Here is an 18179-nt window from a genome sequence, read left to right as displayed (position 1 = left end):
GGTCTTCCTTATTGAGCGGTTGTTGTGCGCTGCACAACCGGCATCGGCAGGGTTAATAACTCAGGCGCAGCCGTTTGTTGCGCAACTTTTAATGCTTTGCGTAAATCCTGCAGATAAGCCGCATCAAGCACATTCCAGTCACGTGTGTTGCGATCCCAGATCCAGGCTTGAGTGCCATCGTTGCTTAAGCGATATAACGCCACACGACCGATGCGCAGAAAATCGTAAGCGACGTTATCAAGCTGGCCCCGATAGGCTTCAATATTGCGGCCATAATCCACTTCCACCTGATACGCTTCTAATACCCGGCGGAATTTTTCTGAGATGGTCACATCCGCACGTGACATCATGTCTTTTAATAACGCGACCCGAGCTTCACGCTCATTCGGCAGAAACGGTGTATCCAGCTCAACAAAGCCTTCCAGGTTATCCAGCATGCGTAACATCAGCGGCAGCACGCCCTGCTCTGTACGCTCAATTTCAGAAATCTGACGATCCAGCGACGCCAACTCCTGTTCCTGGCTATCAACGATACGAGTCATTTGCTCGTTGTATAACCGCAGCTGATCCGCTTCTGCTTTGATCTGGCGGTATTCGTTTAATAAACGCTGAGACTGATCATCCAGACGCTCCACTTTCTTCTGGCTGCGGCTACCACTGGTATCGCTGGCAGCAATAGTGGCTTCGCTGTCAGAAAGTGCATCGGCTATCGACATCGGCGATAGTGCCATTAAAGAGGTAAACAAGGCAGTCAGATACAGCGCCTGGGGTTTAAAAACCTTCGCTCGCATAGCGGTTTCCATTGAAATAGAGAAGCGTAAAAAATGGGGCAGCATTATGCCGCCTCGCGATTAGAAACACAATTGATACGAGTTCTCATTTAAAACCTGAGACTCGTATCAATCGTTAACTAACACCTATTCCTATTCGGCTAACACCGTTCAGACCAATATTGATCAGGCTAATGCCAATAAGACAGAGGCCTTCAGAATTCGGCTACTTTTAAGCCAAGCCCTTCAGCAATGGTATGTGTGCCTTTGGGTGCAATAACCGCAGAATAGCCAGACTGATTTTTCAGGTACTGCTCGGTTACCCGAACTACATCATCCCAGCTAACCCGCAACATACGCTCGCGGAATTGTTGACGAATCATGCGGGTACGGCCGGTTTTATCCAGATGGAAGGCTTGCTTGGCTTCACCGGCCGGAGAACCCGGGCGATCCATACTACCAATCATTCCCAACACTGATTGCTCAATCAGATCGTCACTGGTCGGCTGCTGTAATAACCAGTCAACCGACTGGCGGAAGTCAGCAAAGGTGCCTTCAACCCGTGGATCGCGATAAGAGAAGAATTTAAAACAGCCCAGCGCTGAATCCTGAGATGCACCGGCACCATAAGCACCGCCCTGCTCACGAATTGCAGTATGCAGGAAGCCATTACGCAAAATACCACCAGCCACTGCCAGCGCTGCCGCATCCTCGTGATCCAGAGTGACCGTTGGCAGAGCCAGGGAACAGAAATTAACCTGCGAGTCCACCATCCAATAACGCGCTGCTTCCTGCTCTGGCATTTGCCATTCAAAGGCACCCGCAGTACTTGCCGATACCGACGCCCACTGATCAGCGACACTGCTCAGGTGTGCCTGAGCGTGATTTTCATCATGCACCAGTAAAGCCTGTTGCGGGTCGGATAATTGTTGATACAGACCTGACAATGCTTCACCAATCAAGGCCGGATTTTGCTGAGCCTGCTCCAGGCGCTGCTTCAGGCGCAAGGCCTGCGGCATACCGCCCAATTCATTCGCAACATTAGCCGCCAGACTGATGGGTGACGCCGCCAGCGACATGGCTAACGCATGACCAGAGCCGGTGATGCCCTGTTGTTTACGAGACGTCGCGTGGGTTAATAAATCCAGCAAACGCTTATCTTCATCAAAGCGCGCTTGCTGCCAGGTTTCGCGATTCAGAGCACTAAAGGCATCGGCATTGTTTGCCAGTGCCTTGCCCGTCATCACCAGATAACTTTGCAGCTGATTGCAATCGTCTACCTGACCTTTGATTGAGGCATAAGCCGACAAACTGCCCACCAGCGCGGTTTGTTTTTGCTGCTGAGCCAGGTAGTCGTTATTGCCTGCGCCCACTTCGGTCCAGGCATGGCTGAAAAACGGCAGCCAGGTTAACTGTTCATGGCTCAGCGTTGGCAAATCCAGCAACAGCTGTTGATATAAAATGCCATTGGTACCGGTCTGATATTCACTGACCGGCAGCTGCTCATTCGCTGAATGTTCAGCGGTTGGCGCAACATGATTTAATTCCGGCTTAACATCTTCCAGCGTCACCTGAGGTAAAACACCCGGATCATCCTGCTGCGCCTGACGCTCTTTTAATGCCTGAGTTAGTTCGACAATGATGTCTTTCTCGGCCTCATTCAGCGCCGCCAAATGATCCTGCAGTCGTTGCTGCTCAAGGCGCTGGGCCTCTTCGTTTAACTGAGCATCCGGTTTCAGGGTAAAACGAACCCGATGGCGGTTATTCAGCAACAAACGCTGTACCGCGTCCTGAACAAAGTTATCGGCAGCGGCTTTTTGTTTCAGGCGCTCCAATGCCGGGTCCAGATTCAGCAGACTGACCGGATCACCGTAATGGGTTGCCGCCGGAATGGCGTTAAAGATCAGCTGTAATCCATAAGGATAATGGTCACCGCCAATTTCACGCTGATGCAGCTCCAGCTGATGCAAGGCGGCATCAATCATTGAGCGCTCCACACCATGTTCAGCAACCTGCTGCAGCGTATCGAGTACCAGAGTTTCCAGCGCTTGTGCTTGCTCTGGTTCGCTACCCTCGATGCCACACATAAAGCTCATTTCACGGTTGGAATCTTCCAGACCACACAAAGGTGAAGGCGAGCCGCCCAAATCGGTTTGCTCCAGCGCACGGCGTAACGGTGACGCACTGTTATCCAATAAAATCTGACTGAGCAGATTGGCCTCTAACTGAGCATCCAGATCGGTGGAATCGCCCAGCAACCAACCCATCACATGGTGAGTTTTTGCAGATAAGTCATCGCCGTCTACACCATAGGCCTGCTCGACCGCAATCGGTGCCGGATAGCGCTTCTCAGGGGCAACACGCCATTGTTTTTGCTGACGCTCGAAGCGTGACAGCGCCTGCTCATCCATTTTTTGCTGCAGATCCAACACATCCAGATCACCAAAGCTCATAAAGATGGCATTAGACGGGTGATAATGGGTTTGATAAAACGCCAGCAACTCGTCATAGCTCAAGTCGGTGATATCCGCAGGCTCACCACCACTGTTGTAGTGATAGGTGGTGGTCGGGAATAAATAGCTGGAAATGCCCTGCCATAACTGGCTGACCGGCGATGACATTGCACCTTTCATCTCATTAAAGACAACGCCTTTATATTCCAGCGATGAGGCTTTATTGCCTTCTTCACTGAATTCAACCCGGTGACCTTCCTGAGCAAAATCCAGCGGGTCCAGACGTGAGAAAAACACCGCATCCAGGTACACGTCCAGCAGGTTGTTAAAGTCTTTAAGGTTTTGTGAAGCAAACGGGTAAGCCGTCCAGTCTGAGCTGGTCATGGCGTTCATAAAGGTGTTTAGCGAGCGCCGCGTCATCATAAAAAACGGATCGCGTACCGGGAATTTTTCACTGCCGCATAAGGCCGTATGCTCAAGAATATGCGCCACCCCGGTTGAGTCGTGTGGCATGGTGCGCAAGGCTACTAAAAAGGCCTTTTCATCATGATCAGACTCAAGGTGATAATGCACTGCACCGGTCTTCTGATGTTCAAAATGATGAACGGTCAGATTCAGAGACTCAACCACCGTCGAATCAATCAGACGAAAGGCCGGATGACTTGTACCAGAACAGTTTTGATCAGACATAACTTCTCTATCAATTATTTCTTAAATTTCGGGTATCTTAGCAGAAAGGTAACGATTAACGATAAAGACTCAATCAAGGGCCATGAAATGACGCATTCCAGTGCTAACAACAATCCAACCGGTAGTGGAAACAATCAAACCAATAACAACCAATTCGATTGGCGTGCAGAGTTCCCGGTTAACGACGAATGTATGTACCTGAATCATGCTGCGGTTGCTCCCTGGCCAGAGTCTGCCCGCAAAGCAGTAGCTAACTTTGCAGCCGAGAACGTTGCCATGGGCGCGTCTCACTACCCCGAGTGGATGCAGGTTGAGAAGTCACTGAAGCGTAATCTGGAACAATTAATCGATGCGCCCAAAGGCAGTGTGGCACTGGTCAAAAACACTTCCGAGGCGCTTTCGTTTGTTGCTTATGGTCTGGATTGGCAAGCCGGTGATGTGGTGGTGATTTCCGATCAGGAATTTCCCAGCAATCGCATCGTTTGGGAGTCGTTGCAAAACCAGGGCGTTAAGGTAGTTGAAGTGGCCCTGCCTTACTCGGACCCGGAAGCCGAGCTGCTGACAGCAATTGCGCAAAAGCCCAAACTGGTGTCCATCAGTGCAGTGCAATACGCCAGTGGCTTACGCCTGGATATCAATCGCATTGGCCAGGCCTGCCGCGATAACGGCGTGCTGTTTTGTATTGATGCCATTCAGGCGGTTGGCGCACAAGCCTTTTCGGTGCAGGAGAATTTGTGTGATTTTGCCATGGCTGACGGCCATAAATGGATGCTGGGGCCAGAAGGTCTGGGGTTCTTTTATGTCCGCCCGGAGATTATGGATCAGCTGCAGGTGCGTGAATTCGGCTGGCATATGGTTGAGGAGATGGGCAACTACAATGTTCGCGAGTGGCAGTTAGCCAGCGACGCCCGTCGCTTTGAATGTGGCAGTCCTAATCTGCTGGCCAGCTACGCGTTGGAAGCCAGCACCGGCTTGTTATTAAAAGCCGGTTTACCACAAGTGGAATACGCCATCAGTGAACGCGTCCAATACCTGAAGCAGGGCTTGACTGAGCTGGAAGCCAACTTCGTAAATCCGCTGTTAGACGAGCGCCCCAGCGGCATTCTGACCTTCCATTTCTGGGGTGCCGACAGCCAGAAGCTGTATCAGGCACTGATGAAAACCGGAGTGATCTGTGCCAACCGTGGCGGTGGCGTTCGCTTCTCACCACACTTCCATACCACTCAGGATGCGCTCGACGATGCACTGGAAGCGGTCGAAGAAATGCTGGAGTTTTGCCGGGACTAATGGCCAGAGCTGATAGCCAAAACCATTAATCTGCGCGATATACCCAAAAATAAACATGAGTGATAGGCTATAGGTGTCATACATGTATAGCCTCAGGAGGCATCATGCTTGCTATTCGACTCCCCGACGAGATAGAAACACGACTGGCGGAACTGGCAGCCAAAACAGGCCGCACAAAAACCTTCTATGCGCGTGAAGCCATCCTTGAATACCTTGATGCGATGGAAGATAAGTATTTGGCTCTGTCACGCCTTGAGCAATCCGGCAAGCGCTGGACGCTGGACGAACTGGAGCAGGAACTAAACCGCGACGCCTGAAATGGCCTTGCAGATAATGGATTCACACAATGACATGGACAGTCGAGTTTGATGATGCGGCCGTTAAAGATCTGAAAAAGTTAGATAGACAAGCCCAGCGGGAAATTCTTAAATACCTGCGGGAGCGCATCGCCACCGAAGAAAACCCCCGCCGTTTTGGCAAACCACTGTCACATGAGCTGAGTGGTTTGTGGCGCTACCGGGTTCGAAACTATCGGATAATCGGCCAAATCCAAAACGATAAATTTATTGTATTGGTGCTTAGAGTTGGGCATCGCAAAGATATTTACGAATAACTTACATCGTATGCGTTACCCGATCAGACTTTAACGCCCCGGCCAGAAAGGTCTCGATTTTATTACGCGCAATATTGTCGTCACCGGTGAACTGCACACCAATACCTGCCACTTTATTACCCTGAGCCCCTTTAGGGGTAACCCAGATCACTTTACCGGCCACCGGAATCTTCTCCGGCTCATCCATCAGCTTCAGCAACATAAACACTTCATCACCCAACTGATATTGCTTGTTGGTTGGGATAAACATGCCGCCATCGGTAATAAATGGCATGTACGCGGCATACAACACGGATTTATCCTTGATTGTCAGCGACAGGATACCGCTGCGACCACCCATTGGATTCATTCTATCTCCCGACTGTCATTCTGGTGACAATGTTATTTATTTCGTTATTGCACAAGCTCGCGCCATTGCAGCAGCAGGGACTCATTCAACAACTGTTTATTATGATGGGCAGCACCGGATAATAAACCGCCCTGAATCTCCCGAACCGAGCGCTGCAAGGTTATCAGCTTTGTTTTATTCAGGGTAGCAAGCCGTCCGCCAGATTGAAGTAATTGTGGCAGCCAACTGCCATGCAGCAGTTGATTTTCGGTAACTGAGAGCGTTATTTTCAGCGCATCGGCCAACACCCCGGCATACCAGTGAATCACATCATCCAGCTCCATCTTGGTATACGCGGCCACCACTGTATCAAGTGGCGCACTGCCCTGCGTCCATTGACCAAACAGATTCAGCCAGGTCTGCTGTTGTTCGCCGAGGTTATGCTCCAGCCATTGCTTTGCCCGTAATGGCGCCTGAGGGTTATAGCGCAGCGCCTGAATGGCCTGATCTGCCGCCACGCCCGATGTTTCCAGCCATTGCTGCGCCTCGATCGGGTCCGGAGCTGCTAGCTGAATCCGCTGACAGCGACTGCGAATGGTGGGCAACACCGAACCAAAGCGCTCTGCTTCGAGCAACAAAAAGCTCTCGCCCGCCGGTTCTTCCAGTGTTTTTAATAACGCATTAGCGGCATTGGTGTTCATTACCTCAACCGGGCGAATCACCACCACCTGACAACGGCTGATTTGTGGTGTTTGTGCCAGAAATTCATTCACTTTACGGATGCTGTCGATACGGATCTGACGACTGCTATCTTCTGGCTGGCACACCATAAAATCCGGATGGCTGCCCGCCTGCCATAGCTGGCACGAATGACAATGGCCACATGGCTGATCAACGCCATCAGTCTGACATAACAACCAATGCGCAACCCGCAACGCCAGTTCGTGTTTGCCAATACCGGCAATGCCACTGAACATCAGCGCATGGGGCAAGCCAGAGTGTTGCTGACGCTTAACCAGCTCAGTCCACACAGGCTGCTGCCAAGGCAATAGTTGTGACGCCACTGCGGAAGATTCAGTTGCCATCACGGCTGCTCCGCCCACTGCCCTAACATTAACGACAGCTGCTGCTCAATTTGTTGCTGCACCTCAGCCAAAGGCAAAGCGGCATCAACACGAACAAAACGCTTATGCTGATTGGCTAAATCGGAGAAACCCTGCTGTACCTTGCGGAAGAAATCGAGCTGTTCGGTTTCAAAGCGATCCACCTGCTCACCGGCGTCATCAGCACGACCACGGGCCCGGGACATACCCAACTCCAGCGGAGCTTCTAATAAAAACGTGCAGTGTGGTTCGAGGTCTTTTTGCACCAGCGCTTTTAAATTCAGGATCAAGGAAGTGTCCAGACCACGGCCATAGCCCTGATACGCCAGCGTCGAGTCGGTAAAGCGGTCACACAACACCCACTTGCCAGCCGCCAATGCCGGTTCAATTAAGGTTTGCAGATGCTGAGCACGAGCGGCAAACACCAATAATAATTCCGCCATATCCGACATAGGTTCATCGTGATGTGCTTTTAATAACTGATTACGAATGGTTTCAGCAATCAGAGTACCACCCGGTTCACGGGTCACGACCACATCAATATTTCTGGCTTTCAGCCATTCTGCTGCAAATTGAATATTGGTGGATTTCCCCACCCCTTCACCACCTTCAAAGGTAATGAATTTGCCTTGATACATCATATGTTTTCCAAATTACTGAGCAGCCGGTGCTGAACGATAATCTTTTTTGCGTTTATAAATCTGATATTGGCGCACGGCTTTATTATGCTCGGCCAAGGTGGTTGAAAAATAATGGCTGCCATCACCTTTTGCCACAAAAAATAAGGCATCACCATCAGCCGGATGTAACGCCGCTTCAATTGCAGCTTTACCAGCAAACGCAATAGGTGACGGTGGCAAACCTTTATGGCGATAGGTATTGTAGCGATTATCGCGATCACGCAAATGCACACGCCGTAAATTGCCATCAAAATTTTCACCCAGGCCATAAATCACCGTTGGGTCAGTTTCTAAGCGCATATTTTTTTGCAGACGTCGCACAAAAACTCCGGCAATTTGCGGGCGCTCGTAAGCAGCGCCGGTTTCCTTCTCAACAATCGACGCCATGATTAACGCATCATACGGCGTTTTATAAGGTAATTTTTTCGCCCGTGTCTGCCAGGATTCCGCCAGTTGTTTTTGCATACGCTGATGTGCCTGACGAATAATCGCGCTGACTTTTTCACCTTTTTGATAAACATAAGTATCCGGATACAACCAACCTTCAGGATTACCCGTCACACCGATTACCTCAGCCACGGCTTTTATGTTCAGCGGAGTAATATCCTGCTGCAAATATTGAGCATTGCTTAACACTTTAATGGCGTCTGTCAGGCGCGTGCCTTCAATAAACCGTAATTTATACGTCACCGGTTTTGCACTGGCTAAAAAGCTCAGTAATTGAGGGCCGGTTAACTGAGGCGGTAATTGATATTCGCCCACCCTCAGCACCTGCTGTTGATTTAATAAACGCGCCTGTATTTTCAGCATCAGAGCCGACGGCAGCCAACCTGCTTGCTGCCATTCGCGGGCTTTGCGCGACAAGGTATCACCACGCTCAATGCTGATTAATACCGTGTCTGGGTTAGTCGTCCGGGCATTCCAGGCAACACCGGTAACAACACCAACTGCAACGGCGAGCAGCGCCAGAACAGCAATCAATAACAGTAGAATTTTCTTCACGAGGTTTTACACAATGTTCCGCATAATGTCTGAATAAAAGCCGTTTGAATTGTGGCACAAACGCGCTGTGTTTTTTCACACGAGGATAAAGAAAAGTGTTCTTTTTCCAACCGCTCTACCCAACTAAAGCCGTTCAGGGTATTGCTGTACAACACACCATCCGCCTGTCGGACACGGGCTAAATCAATCACGCCCTGAGTAATGCTCAGCCCCAAAGACTCAGCCTGTTCAAATAACCAACGACGTGCAACGCCCTCAACCCCCGCCTGATCCAGTAACGGGGTGATCAGCTGTTGATTCTCAAGGATATACAGGTTCGACATGCAGCCCTCAATCACATCACCCTGAGGATTCAGCATCAGGCACTCTTGCCAGTCTTCGGCGAATTGTTGTCGCGCCAACACCTGCTCCAAACGATTCAGGTGCTTAATACCTGCCAGCAACGGCTGCTGTGACAATACGACCGGGCTAACCCCCACCGTCATGCCTTGCTCAACCGGCAAAAAACCGGGCGCCGGGCGGATCACAACACTTAACACCACGGCTTGATCGGTATGGTAAGCATAACCACGCACCGGCATTTGGCTGGTGACATTGGCCGCCCGCTCAACCAACAATTTGACCTGCCAGCCGTAGGTGTGCTGCGGCGCAACAACCGTCATTAATTGGGTTGATAACAGCTGATTGATGGCCCGATCAATAATGCTCAGAGAGTCGATCGGCAGATTGAGCTTCACCAGGCCCTCAGCCAGGCGTTGTCGATGCAATGACCACAAAGGAATTTCACCCTGCGCATTGATACGCAGGGTTTCAAATAGGCCATCACCAAACTCGGCACCACGGGCCATAACAGGCTGCTGGCACCAGCCATCAGCCTGCCAGCTGGCCATCAGCCAATCAGTTTTCAAAGCGTTTGATCAGCAGGCTGCCGTTGGTGCCGCCAAAGCCAAACGAGTTTGAAATGGCGGCACGAATTTCCATTTTACGCGCCTGATGCGGCACATAATCCAGATCACAGCCCTCATCCGGGTTATCCAGATTGATGGTTGGTGGTGCAATACCATCACGAATCGCCAACGTGGTAATCAGCGCTTCAATGGCCCCTGCCGCCCCTAATAAATGGCCGGTCATGGACTTGGTTGATGATACGGCCAGCTTATTGGCATGTTCACCAAACACCGCTTTAATCGCTTTGGTCTCAGCAATATCGCCAACCAAGGTAGACGTACCATGGGCGTTAATATAATCAATATCTTCCGGTTTCAGGCCCGCGTCATTCAGCGCATTGGTCATCGCTGCCTGCGCACCGGAACCATCTTCCGGTGGCGAGGTAATATGGTGAGCGTCATCACTCATTCCCAGCCCCACCACTTCGGCATAAATGGTTGCTCCGCGCTGTTGCGCGTGCTCCAGTGATTCCAGAATCAGTACGGCTGCGCCGTCACCCAGCACAAACCCATCACGATCCTTATCCCACGGGCGGCTCGCTTTTTGCGGCTCATCGTTGCGGGTACTCATAGCCCGCGCTGAAGCGAAGCCCGCCATACCTAAAGGTGACGAACCACATTCTGCGCCACCAACCACCATGACATCGGCGTCACCGTAAGCAATGGTGCGGGCACCGTAACCAATATTGTGTGTGCCCGTGGTACAAGCAGTGGTGATAGCAAAGTTAGGCCCTTGCAGACCATGGCGAATGGCAATATTACCGGCTGCCATATTAATCACTGAGCCTGGCACCAAAAATGGAGAAACCCGACGCGGGCCACTTTTACCCAGCTGCACATTGTTGTTTTCAATCATGTTCAGGCCGCCAATGCCTGAACCTACCGCCACCCCAACCCGGGTTTTGTTGAGCGACTCAGGAAATTGAGCGTCGTTGATGGCCTCTTCGGCAGCCACCATGGCGTATTGCAAAAATAAATCGACTTTACGGGCATCTTTTGTGGTCATGACCGGGTTTGGGTCGAAGTCTTTAACGGCTCCGACAATCTGAGTGCTGTAACCGTCGGCGTCAAAGTGCTCTACTTTGGCGATACCACTTTTACCGGCACAAACGGCTTCCCAGGTTTCGCTGACATTGTGGGCCAGTGGGTTCACTGTCCCCATTCCGGTAATCACGACACGTCGCTTGCTCATAATCCTAATTCACTTTGTTGTTTTAAACTGATTCGAGACTGCATTGATCAAATAACAGGCACAAAAAAAGCCGCGTCCGAAGAGGCGGCTTCCAGACATTACAAATCTTACAGATTGGCAATGATGTAGTCGATGGCTTCCTGAACGCTGGTCAGCTTCTCTGCATCTTCATCAGGAATTTCAGTTTCAAATTCCTCTTCCAGAGCCATAACCAGCTCAACAGTATCCAGAGAGTCAGCACCCAGGTCGTCTACGAAAGAGGAAGAAGGCTTTACTTCTTCTTCTTTAACACCCAGTTGCTCACATACGATTTTTTTTACACGTTCTTCAATGTTACTCATGGTTTTTTCCTACCGTTTGTTAACTCTAATTGGCCAGTAAATGACCGTTATCCCATATTCATGCCGCCATTCACATGAATGGTCTGACCTGTAATATATTTGGAATCTTCACCAGCCAGAAAAGCCACCGCTCCAGCGATATCTTCAACCTGTCCAAGCGCCTTGCTCGGAATGGACGCTAGAATGGCCTCTTTTTGTGCTTCAGGCAAGACGTCTGTCATATCCGTTTGAATAAAACCCGGGGCAATACAGTTTACCCGGATATTACGGCTGGCAATTTCTTGTGCCAGTGAACGACTGAAGCCTTCCAGACCGGCTTTAGCGGCTGCATAGTTTGCCTGCCCGGCATTACCGGTGGTACCGATAATGGAGCTGATATTAATAATGCTGCCGGCTTTTTGTTTGATCATTGGCTTAGCCAATGCTTTACATACCCGGAAAACGCCACTGAGATTGGTATTTACAACCGCATCCCATTCGTCATCGGACATGCGTAAAAATAAGTTATCACGGGTAATACCCGCATTGTTGACCACCACCGCTGGCGTACCATAGTCAGCCAACAACTGCTTAATGGTAGCGGCGGTTTGCTCGGCATCAGAGATATTCAGCACCACGGCATTATTAGCCGCATCAATCGTTGCCAAACGCTCACGAATAGCAGCGGCACCGGAATCACTGGTCGCAGTACCAACCACCTGATAGCCATCATTGGCCAGACGCTCTGCAATGGCAGCACCAATACCACGACTGGCACCGGTTACTAAGGCCAACGGCTTTTGATCAGACATATTAGTTTCCTTGAATTTTTTCTACAGCGGCCTGCAACGAGGCCAGATCTCCGCTACCGGAAGTAGCCAGAGTCTTATCAATTCGTTTATTCAGACCCGCCAGCACCTTGCCCGGGCCAAATTCAATCGCCAGATCCGCTTTGGCACGTGATGCCTGTACCGCACCCGTCCAGTTAACCGGGCTATATAACTGCGCCAGTAATTTAGCCGGGATGGCTTCCAGCGTAGCAGTCTCGTTATCAACATTGTGGTACACCGGAAACTCAGGTGCACGCCATTGAATCGCATTTAAGGCTTCACCCAGTTCTTCAGCGGCGGCTTTCATCAGGCTGGAGTGGAATGGACCACTGACCACTAATTTCATCGCGCGCTTAGCGCCCGCTTCTTTTGCCAATGGAATCACGGCATCAACCGCAGCCATTGAGCCCGCCACCACAATTTGCCCAGGTGCATTAAAGTTAGCCGGTTCAACCACACCGCTGGTGTCTTTTTCGGCTTGCTGACAAACCGCGCGAATCTGCTCTTCATTCAGATTCAGAATCGCTGCCATACCACCTTCCCCAGCTGGCACGGCCTGATCCATTAACTCACCACGTTTCTTAACCAGCTTAACGGCATCAGCAAAATCAATCGCATTGGCAGCCACCAGAGCGGAATATTCACCCAGAGAGTGTCCGGCTCCTGCGGTTACATTCAACGCAGGAGCCAGCGCTTTAATCACACGCCATACCGCAGTACTGGCGGTTAATAACGCAGGCTGTGTATTGTACGTCAGGTTTAACGTTTCGGCCGGGCCATTGTTGACCATTTCCCACAAGTCAAAACCGATCGCATCAGAGGCTTCCTGAAATGTTTCATGAACCTGGCTGTATTGTTCAGCCAGATCAGACAACATGCCTACTTGTTGAGCACCCTGCCCAGGAAAATATGCAATTACATCGGTCATGGATTCGCCTTACGTCGTGTTCTTAAGCATTCGTGGAATGCCCCGGATTCTATGGGACATATTATGAGGGGAGGATTGTTACAATAAATGGTCAAAAATGCACAAGATTATTGAATCAAATTCGTTAATTAATTGATTCATAACAGATTTACTCGGCTGGATCGAGTCGCACCAGTTCCGCACGAAGTAAATTCAGGTCGACTACCCGGGTCTGATCAATCAGGTAATTCATCGCCGCCGCAAAAGCGGTTTCATCCGATTTACCGTGGGTTTTAACCACAATACCATTCACACCCAGCAACAGCGCACCGGCATAGCGGGTTGACGTAAAACGCTTCAGCACTCCACGCAACAAACTGGCCCACAAGGGTTTCAGCAACCAGGACAATGGCGAACGATCAAACACTCGACTGAGTTCAATTACCACCCAGCCCGCCAGTCCTTCACTGGTCTTGAGCGCAACATTGCCGGAGAAGCCATCACAGGCCAATACATCCAGCTCGCCGGAATAGATGCTGTCGCCCTCACAAAAGCCAACATAGTGCTGCGACATCTGTTCAGTCAGGCGTTGCCCGGCAAGCTGCACTTCGGTTGTCCCCTTACAGGCTTCCTGACCAATATTCAGCACCCCAACCTTTGGCGAACGCTGGCCCTGAGCTTTACACCAGGCCGCTCCTAAACGAGCAAATTCACACAACTGATCAGCACTGGACTCCAGATTAGCCCCCAGATCGAGCATCAGCAGTGGTTTGTCGCGAGTTGGAATCTGAGTCGCCAGCGCCGGGCGGGAAATGCCGTTAAGCGTTCCCAGAATAGAACGCGACAGCACCATCAGCGCTCCGGTATTTCCGACAGAAATCACACCGGCCGCATGACCGTCTTTTACCTGCTGCACCGCCATAGCCATCGACGACTGCTTACCATGACGCAAGACACGCGCAGGCTGATCATCCATGGCGACAAAGTCGACGCACTCTATGACCTGGATTCGTTGCAAATAACGGGAAAAATAAGAACGAGCATCCTCTGCAAATTCAGAGGTCATCGTGAGGATAAGACTGAGATCTGGATTGGATTTCAGTATTTTCTTGCAGGCTTTAAACGCAACGCGGGGACCTAAGTCCCCGCCCATTACATCTACCGCGATGGTAAACATATTAGTCGTTGCCAGTCTCCACGACTTTCTTACCACGGAAGAAACCGTCTTTAGTCACGTGGTGACGACGGTGAGTTTCACCAGTAGTAGGGTCTACAGACAGAGCAGCGTTGTTATCCAGAGCATCGTGAGAACGACGCATACCACGCTTAGAACGAGTTACTTTGCTTTTTTGAACCGCCATGTTTGGCTCCTGACTATCTCTATTTCTGTTTAAGCTGAGCTAGAACACCAAACGGATTAGGCCGTTTGACGTCTGAATCTTCTGTTGCCGTTATCTCCGGCGTAGGCTGTTTAATCTGACATTCGCTCTCAGGATGTGTCGGAAAGCTGGGTAACGCCAAAAGCACTTCGTCTTCTATTGTTTCCCAGAGCTCCAGACGAGCATCTTCGTCCAGCTCAACCGGCTCCAGTCGCCTTGGCAACTGTTTTGCCTGTTCGTCATTAAACACAAGCCCCAACTGGAAGCTGCTCTCTACAGGAAGGGTAACCTCCCCGAGACAGCGCTGACATATCATAACAACTTGTGTTTTACAGCTACCGGTCAATACCCGATTACGCTCTTCATCCCGGTCAAATTCAACTTCACAGGAAACAGGAGTAACACAGCGTTCAACTGCGTCATTTAATCTGGGTAGTTTTTCGCTATCGATTTCAGCGATAAATTGTTGATTTGCTTCAACTAATTTAGCTGCATCGACACGCTGGGGTAGCCTAGCCTCTGCCATAGTGCGCGACATAATAGGTATGCAAAGCTCCAGTGTCAAAATTATTTATTCAACGGAGCAATATCTGCTCCGCACATTAGGTATTTAATAGAAAATTAACGCAGCTGCGGCGCTTGTCCGCCTAATTGCATCTGCTGCATCATTTGCGTCGCAATTCCCTGACCGATACTGGCACCCAAGCGGCTGACCAGTTCTTCCCAAGGGTCTGGACGATAGGTGAAGTTCACCAGCTCTTCCGTGCCCATTTTGTCACGCGCCAACTGGCTGCTAGACGACAAACCATCAATCAGGCCCATTTCCAGTGCCTGCTCACCCGACCAGACCAGACCGGAAAACAGCTCAGGAGATTGTTTCAGGCGCTCACCACGGCCATTTTTAACCTGATCAATAAATTGCTTATGAGTGACCTTCAGCACGCCTTCCCAGAAAGCTTTTTCTTCCGGATTCTCCGGGGTAAACGGATCAAGGAAGCCTTTGTGCTCGCCAGCAGTATATTGACGACGCTCAACACCCAGTTTTTCCATTGCCTCAACAAAACCAAAACCTGAGCCAACCACACCAATGGAACCCACCAGACTGGCTTTGTCGGCATAAATTTCATCCGCGGCGGCCGCAATGTAATAAGCACCCGAAGCGCCCAGGTCCATAATCACAGCGTAAACCGGGAAGTTCTCACGGGTTTGTTTCAAACGTTTGATTTCATCATAAACATAACCCGACTGCACCGGGCTACCACCTGGGCTATTGATGCGCAGAATCACACCCAACGCCTGCTCATCATCAAAGGCATCCCGCAAAGCACTGATAATGGCATCGGCACTGGCATCCTGATCGGCAGCAATCACACCATTCACCTCAATAACGGCAGCATACGCATCACCACCAGCGGCTGTTTTTTCCAGCCCGTCGGTTGGCACACGCACCAGCCACAACAGCGAAAACAGGTAAATAAAGAAAATAAACTTAAAGAAAATACCCCAGCGGCGAGTACGGCGCTGCTCACCCTGAACATCCAGCAGAACTTTCTCAATCAGCTTCCATTCTTTTGTGTTGTTATCATCAGGTCGCTGATGATTGGGTGAATTATTTGCAGAAGGCTCATTCATAGAGTGGTCATCCATTGGTCTTTATCCAGAGATTTAATTCTTCAATTGTGTGACATAACGCCTGCGGCTCACAGCTCAGCAACACGTCATCATCGTGTGCACCATGGCTCATGCCCACTGAGTGCATACCAATATCCCGCGCCATGGCCAGATCATAACTGGTATCACCCACCATTAATGCCGCATCTGCATTCACCTGCAGCTCGGTCAGTAATTCCTGCAGCATCAGAGGGTGTGGCTTAGAGCGCGTCTCATCAGCGCAACGACTGGCAGCAAACTGCTGACCAACCGGCTGATCATCAATCAGCAACTCAGTAAACATGCGATCCAGCCCTTTGCGGCTTTTCCCGGTGGCGACTGCCAGCCTGCGGCCAGTCGCTGTTAAATCGGCGAATAACTCTGCAACACCCGGAAAAAAATCCATAGCAACTTTACTGTCATATACAAAGTTGCGGGCATATTCCCGGGTCATTTGTTCCAGCTGTTGGGCATCAATCATTGGCCATACCGTTTTTAACGCCTCTGGCAAGCCCAGCCCAATAATGTTTTGCACCGCAGAATCCGGCACTGATGGCAAACCCACTTCAACACCAGCACGCTGCATGCTATCGACGATACGCCCGGTTGAATCAACCAGCGTGCCATCCCAATCAAATATAATCACTTCGTATTTCAAAGATACGCCCTACTCTATCAATCCTGTTTTGCCAGCTCACACTGCGCTTTTGCTAAAATCTGCTGAAACTCATCATCCGGCCAGGCCTCCAGCTTCAGGAAATCGCCACTGCTTGGGTGGCGAAATTCCAGCTGCCAGGCATGCAGTAACAAACGACTAACACCCTGCTTTTTATCAATATCCACCGCCACTTTATCGCGGTACTTCTGGTCTCCTGCAATTGCATGACCTTCATATTGGCAATGCACGCGAATCTGATGCGTTCGTCCGGTCACCGGCTCAGCTTCGATCAACGCATAATGCGGCCCATGATTTAACAAGCGGGTGCGGGTGTGCGCTTTTTTACCTTCGTCATCGACAATCACCATTCGCTCGCCAGACTTACGCTCAATTCGCAATAAAGGTACTTTGACATCTCTAACCTTACGATCCCAACCGCCGTGCACTAATGCCAGATAGCGCTTTGCAATACCGGCTTTATTCGCCAGCATGCGCTGCAATGCTGTTAACACTGAACGCTTTTTGGCAACCAGAATCAGGCCAGAAGTATCCCGATCAAGACGATGCACCAACTCCAGAAAGGTATGCTCCGGGCGCATTTGCCGCAGCGCTTCGATCAACCCCAGATTCACCCCGGAGCCACCGTGCACCGCCAGACCGCTGGGCTTATTCACCACTAACAAACCATCATCTTCATGCACGATGGCATTTTTCAGCAGCTCACTCAGCACACTTGATACCGGTGGAGGCGCATCACGCTCGGCCACCCGCATCGGTGGAATACGTACCAGATCATCAATCACCACCCGGGTATCCGCTTTGGCCCGCTTTTTATTAACGCGCACCTCACCTTTACGGATCACCCGATAAACCAGTGCTTTGGGCACACCTTTTAATAGCGACAATAAAAAATTATCGAGGCGCTGACCGGCGTTATCTTCGGTCACGGTGACAAACGACACCTTGCGGGTATCTAATTCAGTTTGAGACATGAATGTAAAACTATAACTCTACGATGGCGGCAACCAGCATTCAGCAACGGCAATAACCGTTGACGAAAACCGTTACAGCGGCACAAGGCACTGACTTAAAAGCATGAACAACACACAGGTTTGCTGCCACACACCTTTACTGCTATATTCGCTCAGCCTGTATCAGTCTCCACCGAAAGCGACACACGGAGCAGCAGAGCAATGCCGGAAAAGCGGCAAGTATAGGGAAGAAGCATTTTGGTTAAAACTCTTCCCGGGAATTAATAAAGAACGGAGACAACTCCCAATCCGGTTACTGAGCCAATTGCCAGTCCGAACCGTGTGAGTTTCGAATGACCTGCGAGCGTCGGTTTAAACCCTCGACACCAGTCAAGCGAG

Annotated in this window: 20 protein-coding genes; 3 read left to right on the top strand and 17 right to left on the bottom strand. The window is 50.5% G+C overall.

The features are described 5' to 3' along the window. Window positions 1-8: 8 nt before the first annotated feature. Window positions 9-791, bottom strand: coding sequence for a DUF3450 domain-containing protein (locus ACO05E_RS16295; protein WP_419810544.1), 783 nt, complete (start codon window positions 789-791; stop codon window positions 9-11). A gap of 194 nt (window positions 792-985) precedes the next feature. Then, the gene (locus ACO05E_RS16290; protein WP_419810543.1) at window positions 986-3913 is read right to left on the bottom strand and encodes an insulinase family protein; all 2928 of its coding nucleotides are present in this window, start codon (window positions 3911-3913) and stop codon (window positions 986-988) included. 87 nt (window positions 3914-4000) lie between these two features. Here ACO05E_RS16290 and ACO05E_RS16285 point away from each other — a divergent pair, with 87 nt between their 5' ends. The 3 genes from ACO05E_RS16285 to ACO05E_RS16275 all read left to right on the top strand — a co-directional run bounded on the left by ACO05E_RS16285 (window position 4001) and on the right by ACO05E_RS16275 (window position 5813). Next, window positions 4001-5200: an aminotransferase class V-fold PLP-dependent enzyme gene (locus tag ACO05E_RS16285; RefSeq protein ID WP_419810542.1), complete on the top strand. Its 1200-nt coding sequence runs from the start codon at window positions 4001-4003 to the stop codon at window positions 5198-5200. A 104-nt stretch (window positions 5201-5304) separates the two neighbouring features. Beyond that, the gene (gene relB / locus ACO05E_RS16280; protein WP_419810541.1) at window positions 5305-5517 is read left to right on the top strand and encodes a type II toxin-antitoxin system RelB family antitoxin; all 213 of its coding nucleotides are present in this window, start codon (window positions 5305-5307) and stop codon (window positions 5515-5517) included. Window positions 5518-5546: 29 nt separating this feature from the next. Continuing rightward, window positions 5547-5813, top strand: coding sequence for a type II toxin-antitoxin system RelE family toxin (locus ACO05E_RS16275; protein ID WP_419810540.1), 267 nt, complete (start codon window positions 5547-5549; stop codon window positions 5811-5813). Between the two features lies 1 nt (window position 5814). Here ACO05E_RS16275 and ACO05E_RS16270 read toward each other — a convergent pair whose 3' ends face one another. The 15 genes from ACO05E_RS16270 to ACO05E_RS16200 all read right to left on the bottom strand — a co-directional run bounded on the left by ACO05E_RS16270 (window position 5815) and on the right by ACO05E_RS16200 (window position 17801). After that, complete coding sequence (locus tag ACO05E_RS16270) at window positions 5815-6162, bottom strand: PilZ domain-containing protein (protein ID WP_419810539.1); 348 nt, start codon at window positions 6160-6162, stop codon at window positions 5815-5817. 44 nt (window positions 6163-6206) lie between these two features. Then, window positions 6207-7226, bottom strand: coding sequence for a DNA polymerase III subunit delta' (gene holB / locus ACO05E_RS16265; RefSeq protein ID WP_419810538.1), 1020 nt, complete (start codon window positions 7224-7226; stop codon window positions 6207-6209). Continuing rightward, window positions 7226-7885 (bottom strand): dTMP kinase, encoded by a 660-nt coding sequence (gene tmk / locus ACO05E_RS16260; RefSeq protein ID WP_419810537.1) that lies wholly within the window; start codon window positions 7883-7885, stop codon window positions 7226-7228. Before tmk ends, holB begins: the two co-directional genes overlap by 1 nt. A 12-nt stretch (window positions 7886-7897) precedes the next feature. Beyond that, window positions 7898-8926 carry an endolytic transglycosylase MltG gene (mltG, locus tag ACO05E_RS16255; RefSeq protein ID WP_419810536.1) on the bottom strand — a complete coding sequence of 343 codons (1029 nt, stop codon included), beginning with the start codon at window positions 8924-8926 and terminating at the stop codon, window positions 7898-7900. Continuing rightward, on the bottom strand, window positions 8923-9834 hold the full coding sequence (pabC, locus tag ACO05E_RS16250) for an aminodeoxychorismate lyase (RefSeq protein WP_421722751.1): 912 nt from the start codon (window positions 9832-9834) through the stop codon (window positions 8923-8925). The genes mltG and pabC overlap by 4 nt, the downstream gene beginning before the upstream one ends. Then, window positions 9824-11065, bottom strand: a complete 1242-nt coding sequence (gene fabF / locus ACO05E_RS16245; protein WP_419810534.1) for a beta-ketoacyl-ACP synthase II — start codon at window positions 11063-11065, stop codon at window positions 9824-9826. The genes pabC and fabF overlap by 11 nt, the downstream gene beginning before the upstream one ends. Window positions 11066-11172: 107 nt before the next feature. Next, entirely contained in the window at window positions 11173-11406 is a 234-nt protein-coding gene (gene acpP / locus ACO05E_RS16240; RefSeq protein WP_255860663.1) for an acyl carrier protein, read from the bottom strand. 47 nt (window positions 11407-11453) lie between these two features. Then, window positions 11454-12197, bottom strand: coding sequence for a 3-oxoacyl-ACP reductase FabG (gene fabG / locus ACO05E_RS16235; RefSeq protein WP_419810533.1), 744 nt, complete (start codon window positions 12195-12197; stop codon window positions 11454-11456). Window position 12198: 1 nt separating this feature from the next. Further along, the gene (fabD, locus tag ACO05E_RS16230) at window positions 12199-13143 is read right to left on the bottom strand and encodes an ACP S-malonyltransferase (RefSeq protein WP_419810532.1); all 945 of its coding nucleotides are present in this window, start codon (window positions 13141-13143) and stop codon (window positions 12199-12201) included. 148 nt (window positions 13144-13291) lie between these two features. Then, window positions 13292-14299, bottom strand: a complete 1008-nt coding sequence (gene plsX / locus ACO05E_RS16225) for a phosphate acyltransferase PlsX (protein ID WP_419810531.1) — start codon at window positions 14297-14299, stop codon at window positions 13292-13294. 1 nt (window position 14300) lies between these two features. Next, on the bottom strand, window positions 14301-14483 hold the full coding sequence (rpmF, locus tag ACO05E_RS16220; RefSeq protein ID WP_255860659.1) for a 50S ribosomal protein L32: 183 nt from the start codon (window positions 14481-14483) through the stop codon (window positions 14301-14303). 19 nt (window positions 14484-14502) lie between these two features. Then, window positions 14503-15039 carry a YceD family protein gene (locus ACO05E_RS16215; protein WP_419810530.1) on the bottom strand — a complete coding sequence of 179 codons (537 nt, stop codon included), beginning with the start codon at window positions 15037-15039 and terminating at the stop codon, window positions 14503-14505. A gap of 83 nt (window positions 15040-15122) precedes the next feature. Further along, window positions 15123-16133 (bottom strand): S49 family peptidase, encoded by a 1011-nt coding sequence (locus ACO05E_RS16210; RefSeq protein ID WP_419810529.1) that lies wholly within the window; start codon window positions 16131-16133, stop codon window positions 15123-15125. Window positions 16134-16140: 7 nt separating this feature from the next. Further along, window positions 16141-16809: an HAD-IA family hydrolase gene (locus tag ACO05E_RS16205; protein ID WP_419810528.1), complete on the bottom strand. Its 669-nt coding sequence runs from the start codon at window positions 16807-16809 to the stop codon at window positions 16141-16143. A gap of 17 nt (window positions 16810-16826) precedes the next feature. After that, on the bottom strand, window positions 16827-17801 hold the full coding sequence (locus ACO05E_RS16200) for an RluA family pseudouridine synthase (RefSeq protein ID WP_419810527.1): 975 nt from the start codon (window positions 17799-17801) through the stop codon (window positions 16827-16829). Window positions 17802-18179: the final 378 nt, after the last annotated feature.

The sequence above is a fragment of the Bacterioplanoides sp. genome, from assembly GCF_965226395.1.
Taxonomy (GTDB): domain Bacteria; phylum Pseudomonadota; class Gammaproteobacteria; order Pseudomonadales; family Oceanobacteraceae; genus Bacterioplanoides.
The sequence above is the reverse complement of the archived record's forward strand: the minus strand, read 5'-3'. Positions and strand labels throughout refer to the sequence as shown.

Bases quoted from the DNA above. Each gene is read 5' to 3' on its own strand.
- rpmF (WP_255860659.1), bottom strand. From the start codon at position 14,483: ATGGCGGTTCAAAAAAGCAAAGTAACTCGTTCTAAGCGTGGTATGCGT.
- tmk (WP_419810537.1), bottom strand. From the start codon at position 7,885: ATGATGTATCAAGGCAAATTCATTACCTTTGAAGGTGGTGAAGGGGTG.
- fabF (WP_419810534.1), bottom strand. From the start codon at position 11,065: ATGAGCAAGCGACGTGTCGTGATTACCGGAATGGGGACAGTGAACCCA.
- acpP (WP_255860663.1), bottom strand. From the start codon at position 11,406: ATGAGTAACATTGAAGAACGTGTAAAAAAAATCGTATGTGAGCAACTG.
- ACO05E_RS16210 (WP_419810529.1), bottom strand. From the start codon at position 16,133: ATGAATGAGCCTTCTGCAAATAATTCACCCAATCATCAGCGACCTGAT.
- plsX (WP_419810531.1), bottom strand. From the start codon at position 14,299: ATGTTTACCATCGCGGTAGATGTAATGGGCGGGGACTTAGGTCCCCGC.
- relB (WP_419810541.1), top strand. From the start codon at position 5,305: ATGCTTGCTATTCGACTCCCCGACGAGATAGAAACACGACTGGCGGAA.
- ACO05E_RS16275 (WP_419810540.1), top strand. From the start codon at position 5,547: ATGACATGGACAGTCGAGTTTGATGATGCGGCCGTTAAAGATCTGAAA.
- ACO05E_RS16215 (WP_419810530.1), bottom strand. From the start codon at position 15,039: ATGTCGCGCACTATGGCAGAGGCTAGGCTACCCCAGCGTGTCGATGCA.
- fabG (WP_419810533.1), bottom strand. From the start codon at position 12,197: ATGTCTGATCAAAAGCCGTTGGCCTTAGTAACCGGTGCCAGTCGTGGT.
- ACO05E_RS16285 (WP_419810542.1), top strand. From the start codon at position 4,001: ATGACGCATTCCAGTGCTAACAACAATCCAACCGGTAGTGGAAACAAT.
- ACO05E_RS16200 (WP_419810527.1), bottom strand. From the start codon at position 17,801: ATGTCTCAAACTGAATTAGATACCCGCAAGGTGTCGTTTGTCACCGTG.
- ACO05E_RS16270 (WP_419810539.1), bottom strand. From the start codon at position 6,162: ATGAATCCAATGGGTGGTCGCAGCGGTATCCTGTCGCTGACAATCAAG.
- holB (WP_419810538.1), bottom strand. From the start codon at position 7,226: ATGGCAACTGAATCTTCCGCAGTGGCGTCACAACTATTGCCTTGGCAG.
- fabD (WP_419810532.1), bottom strand. From the start codon at position 13,143: ATGACCGATGTAATTGCATATTTTCCTGGGCAGGGTGCTCAACAAGTA.
- ACO05E_RS16295 (WP_419810544.1), bottom strand. From the start codon at position 791: ATGCGAGCGAAGGTTTTTAAACCCCAGGCGCTGTATCTGACTGCCTTG.
- ACO05E_RS16290 (WP_419810543.1), bottom strand. From the start codon at position 3,913: ATGTCTGATCAAAACTGTTCTGGTACAAGTCATCCGGCCTTTCGTCTG.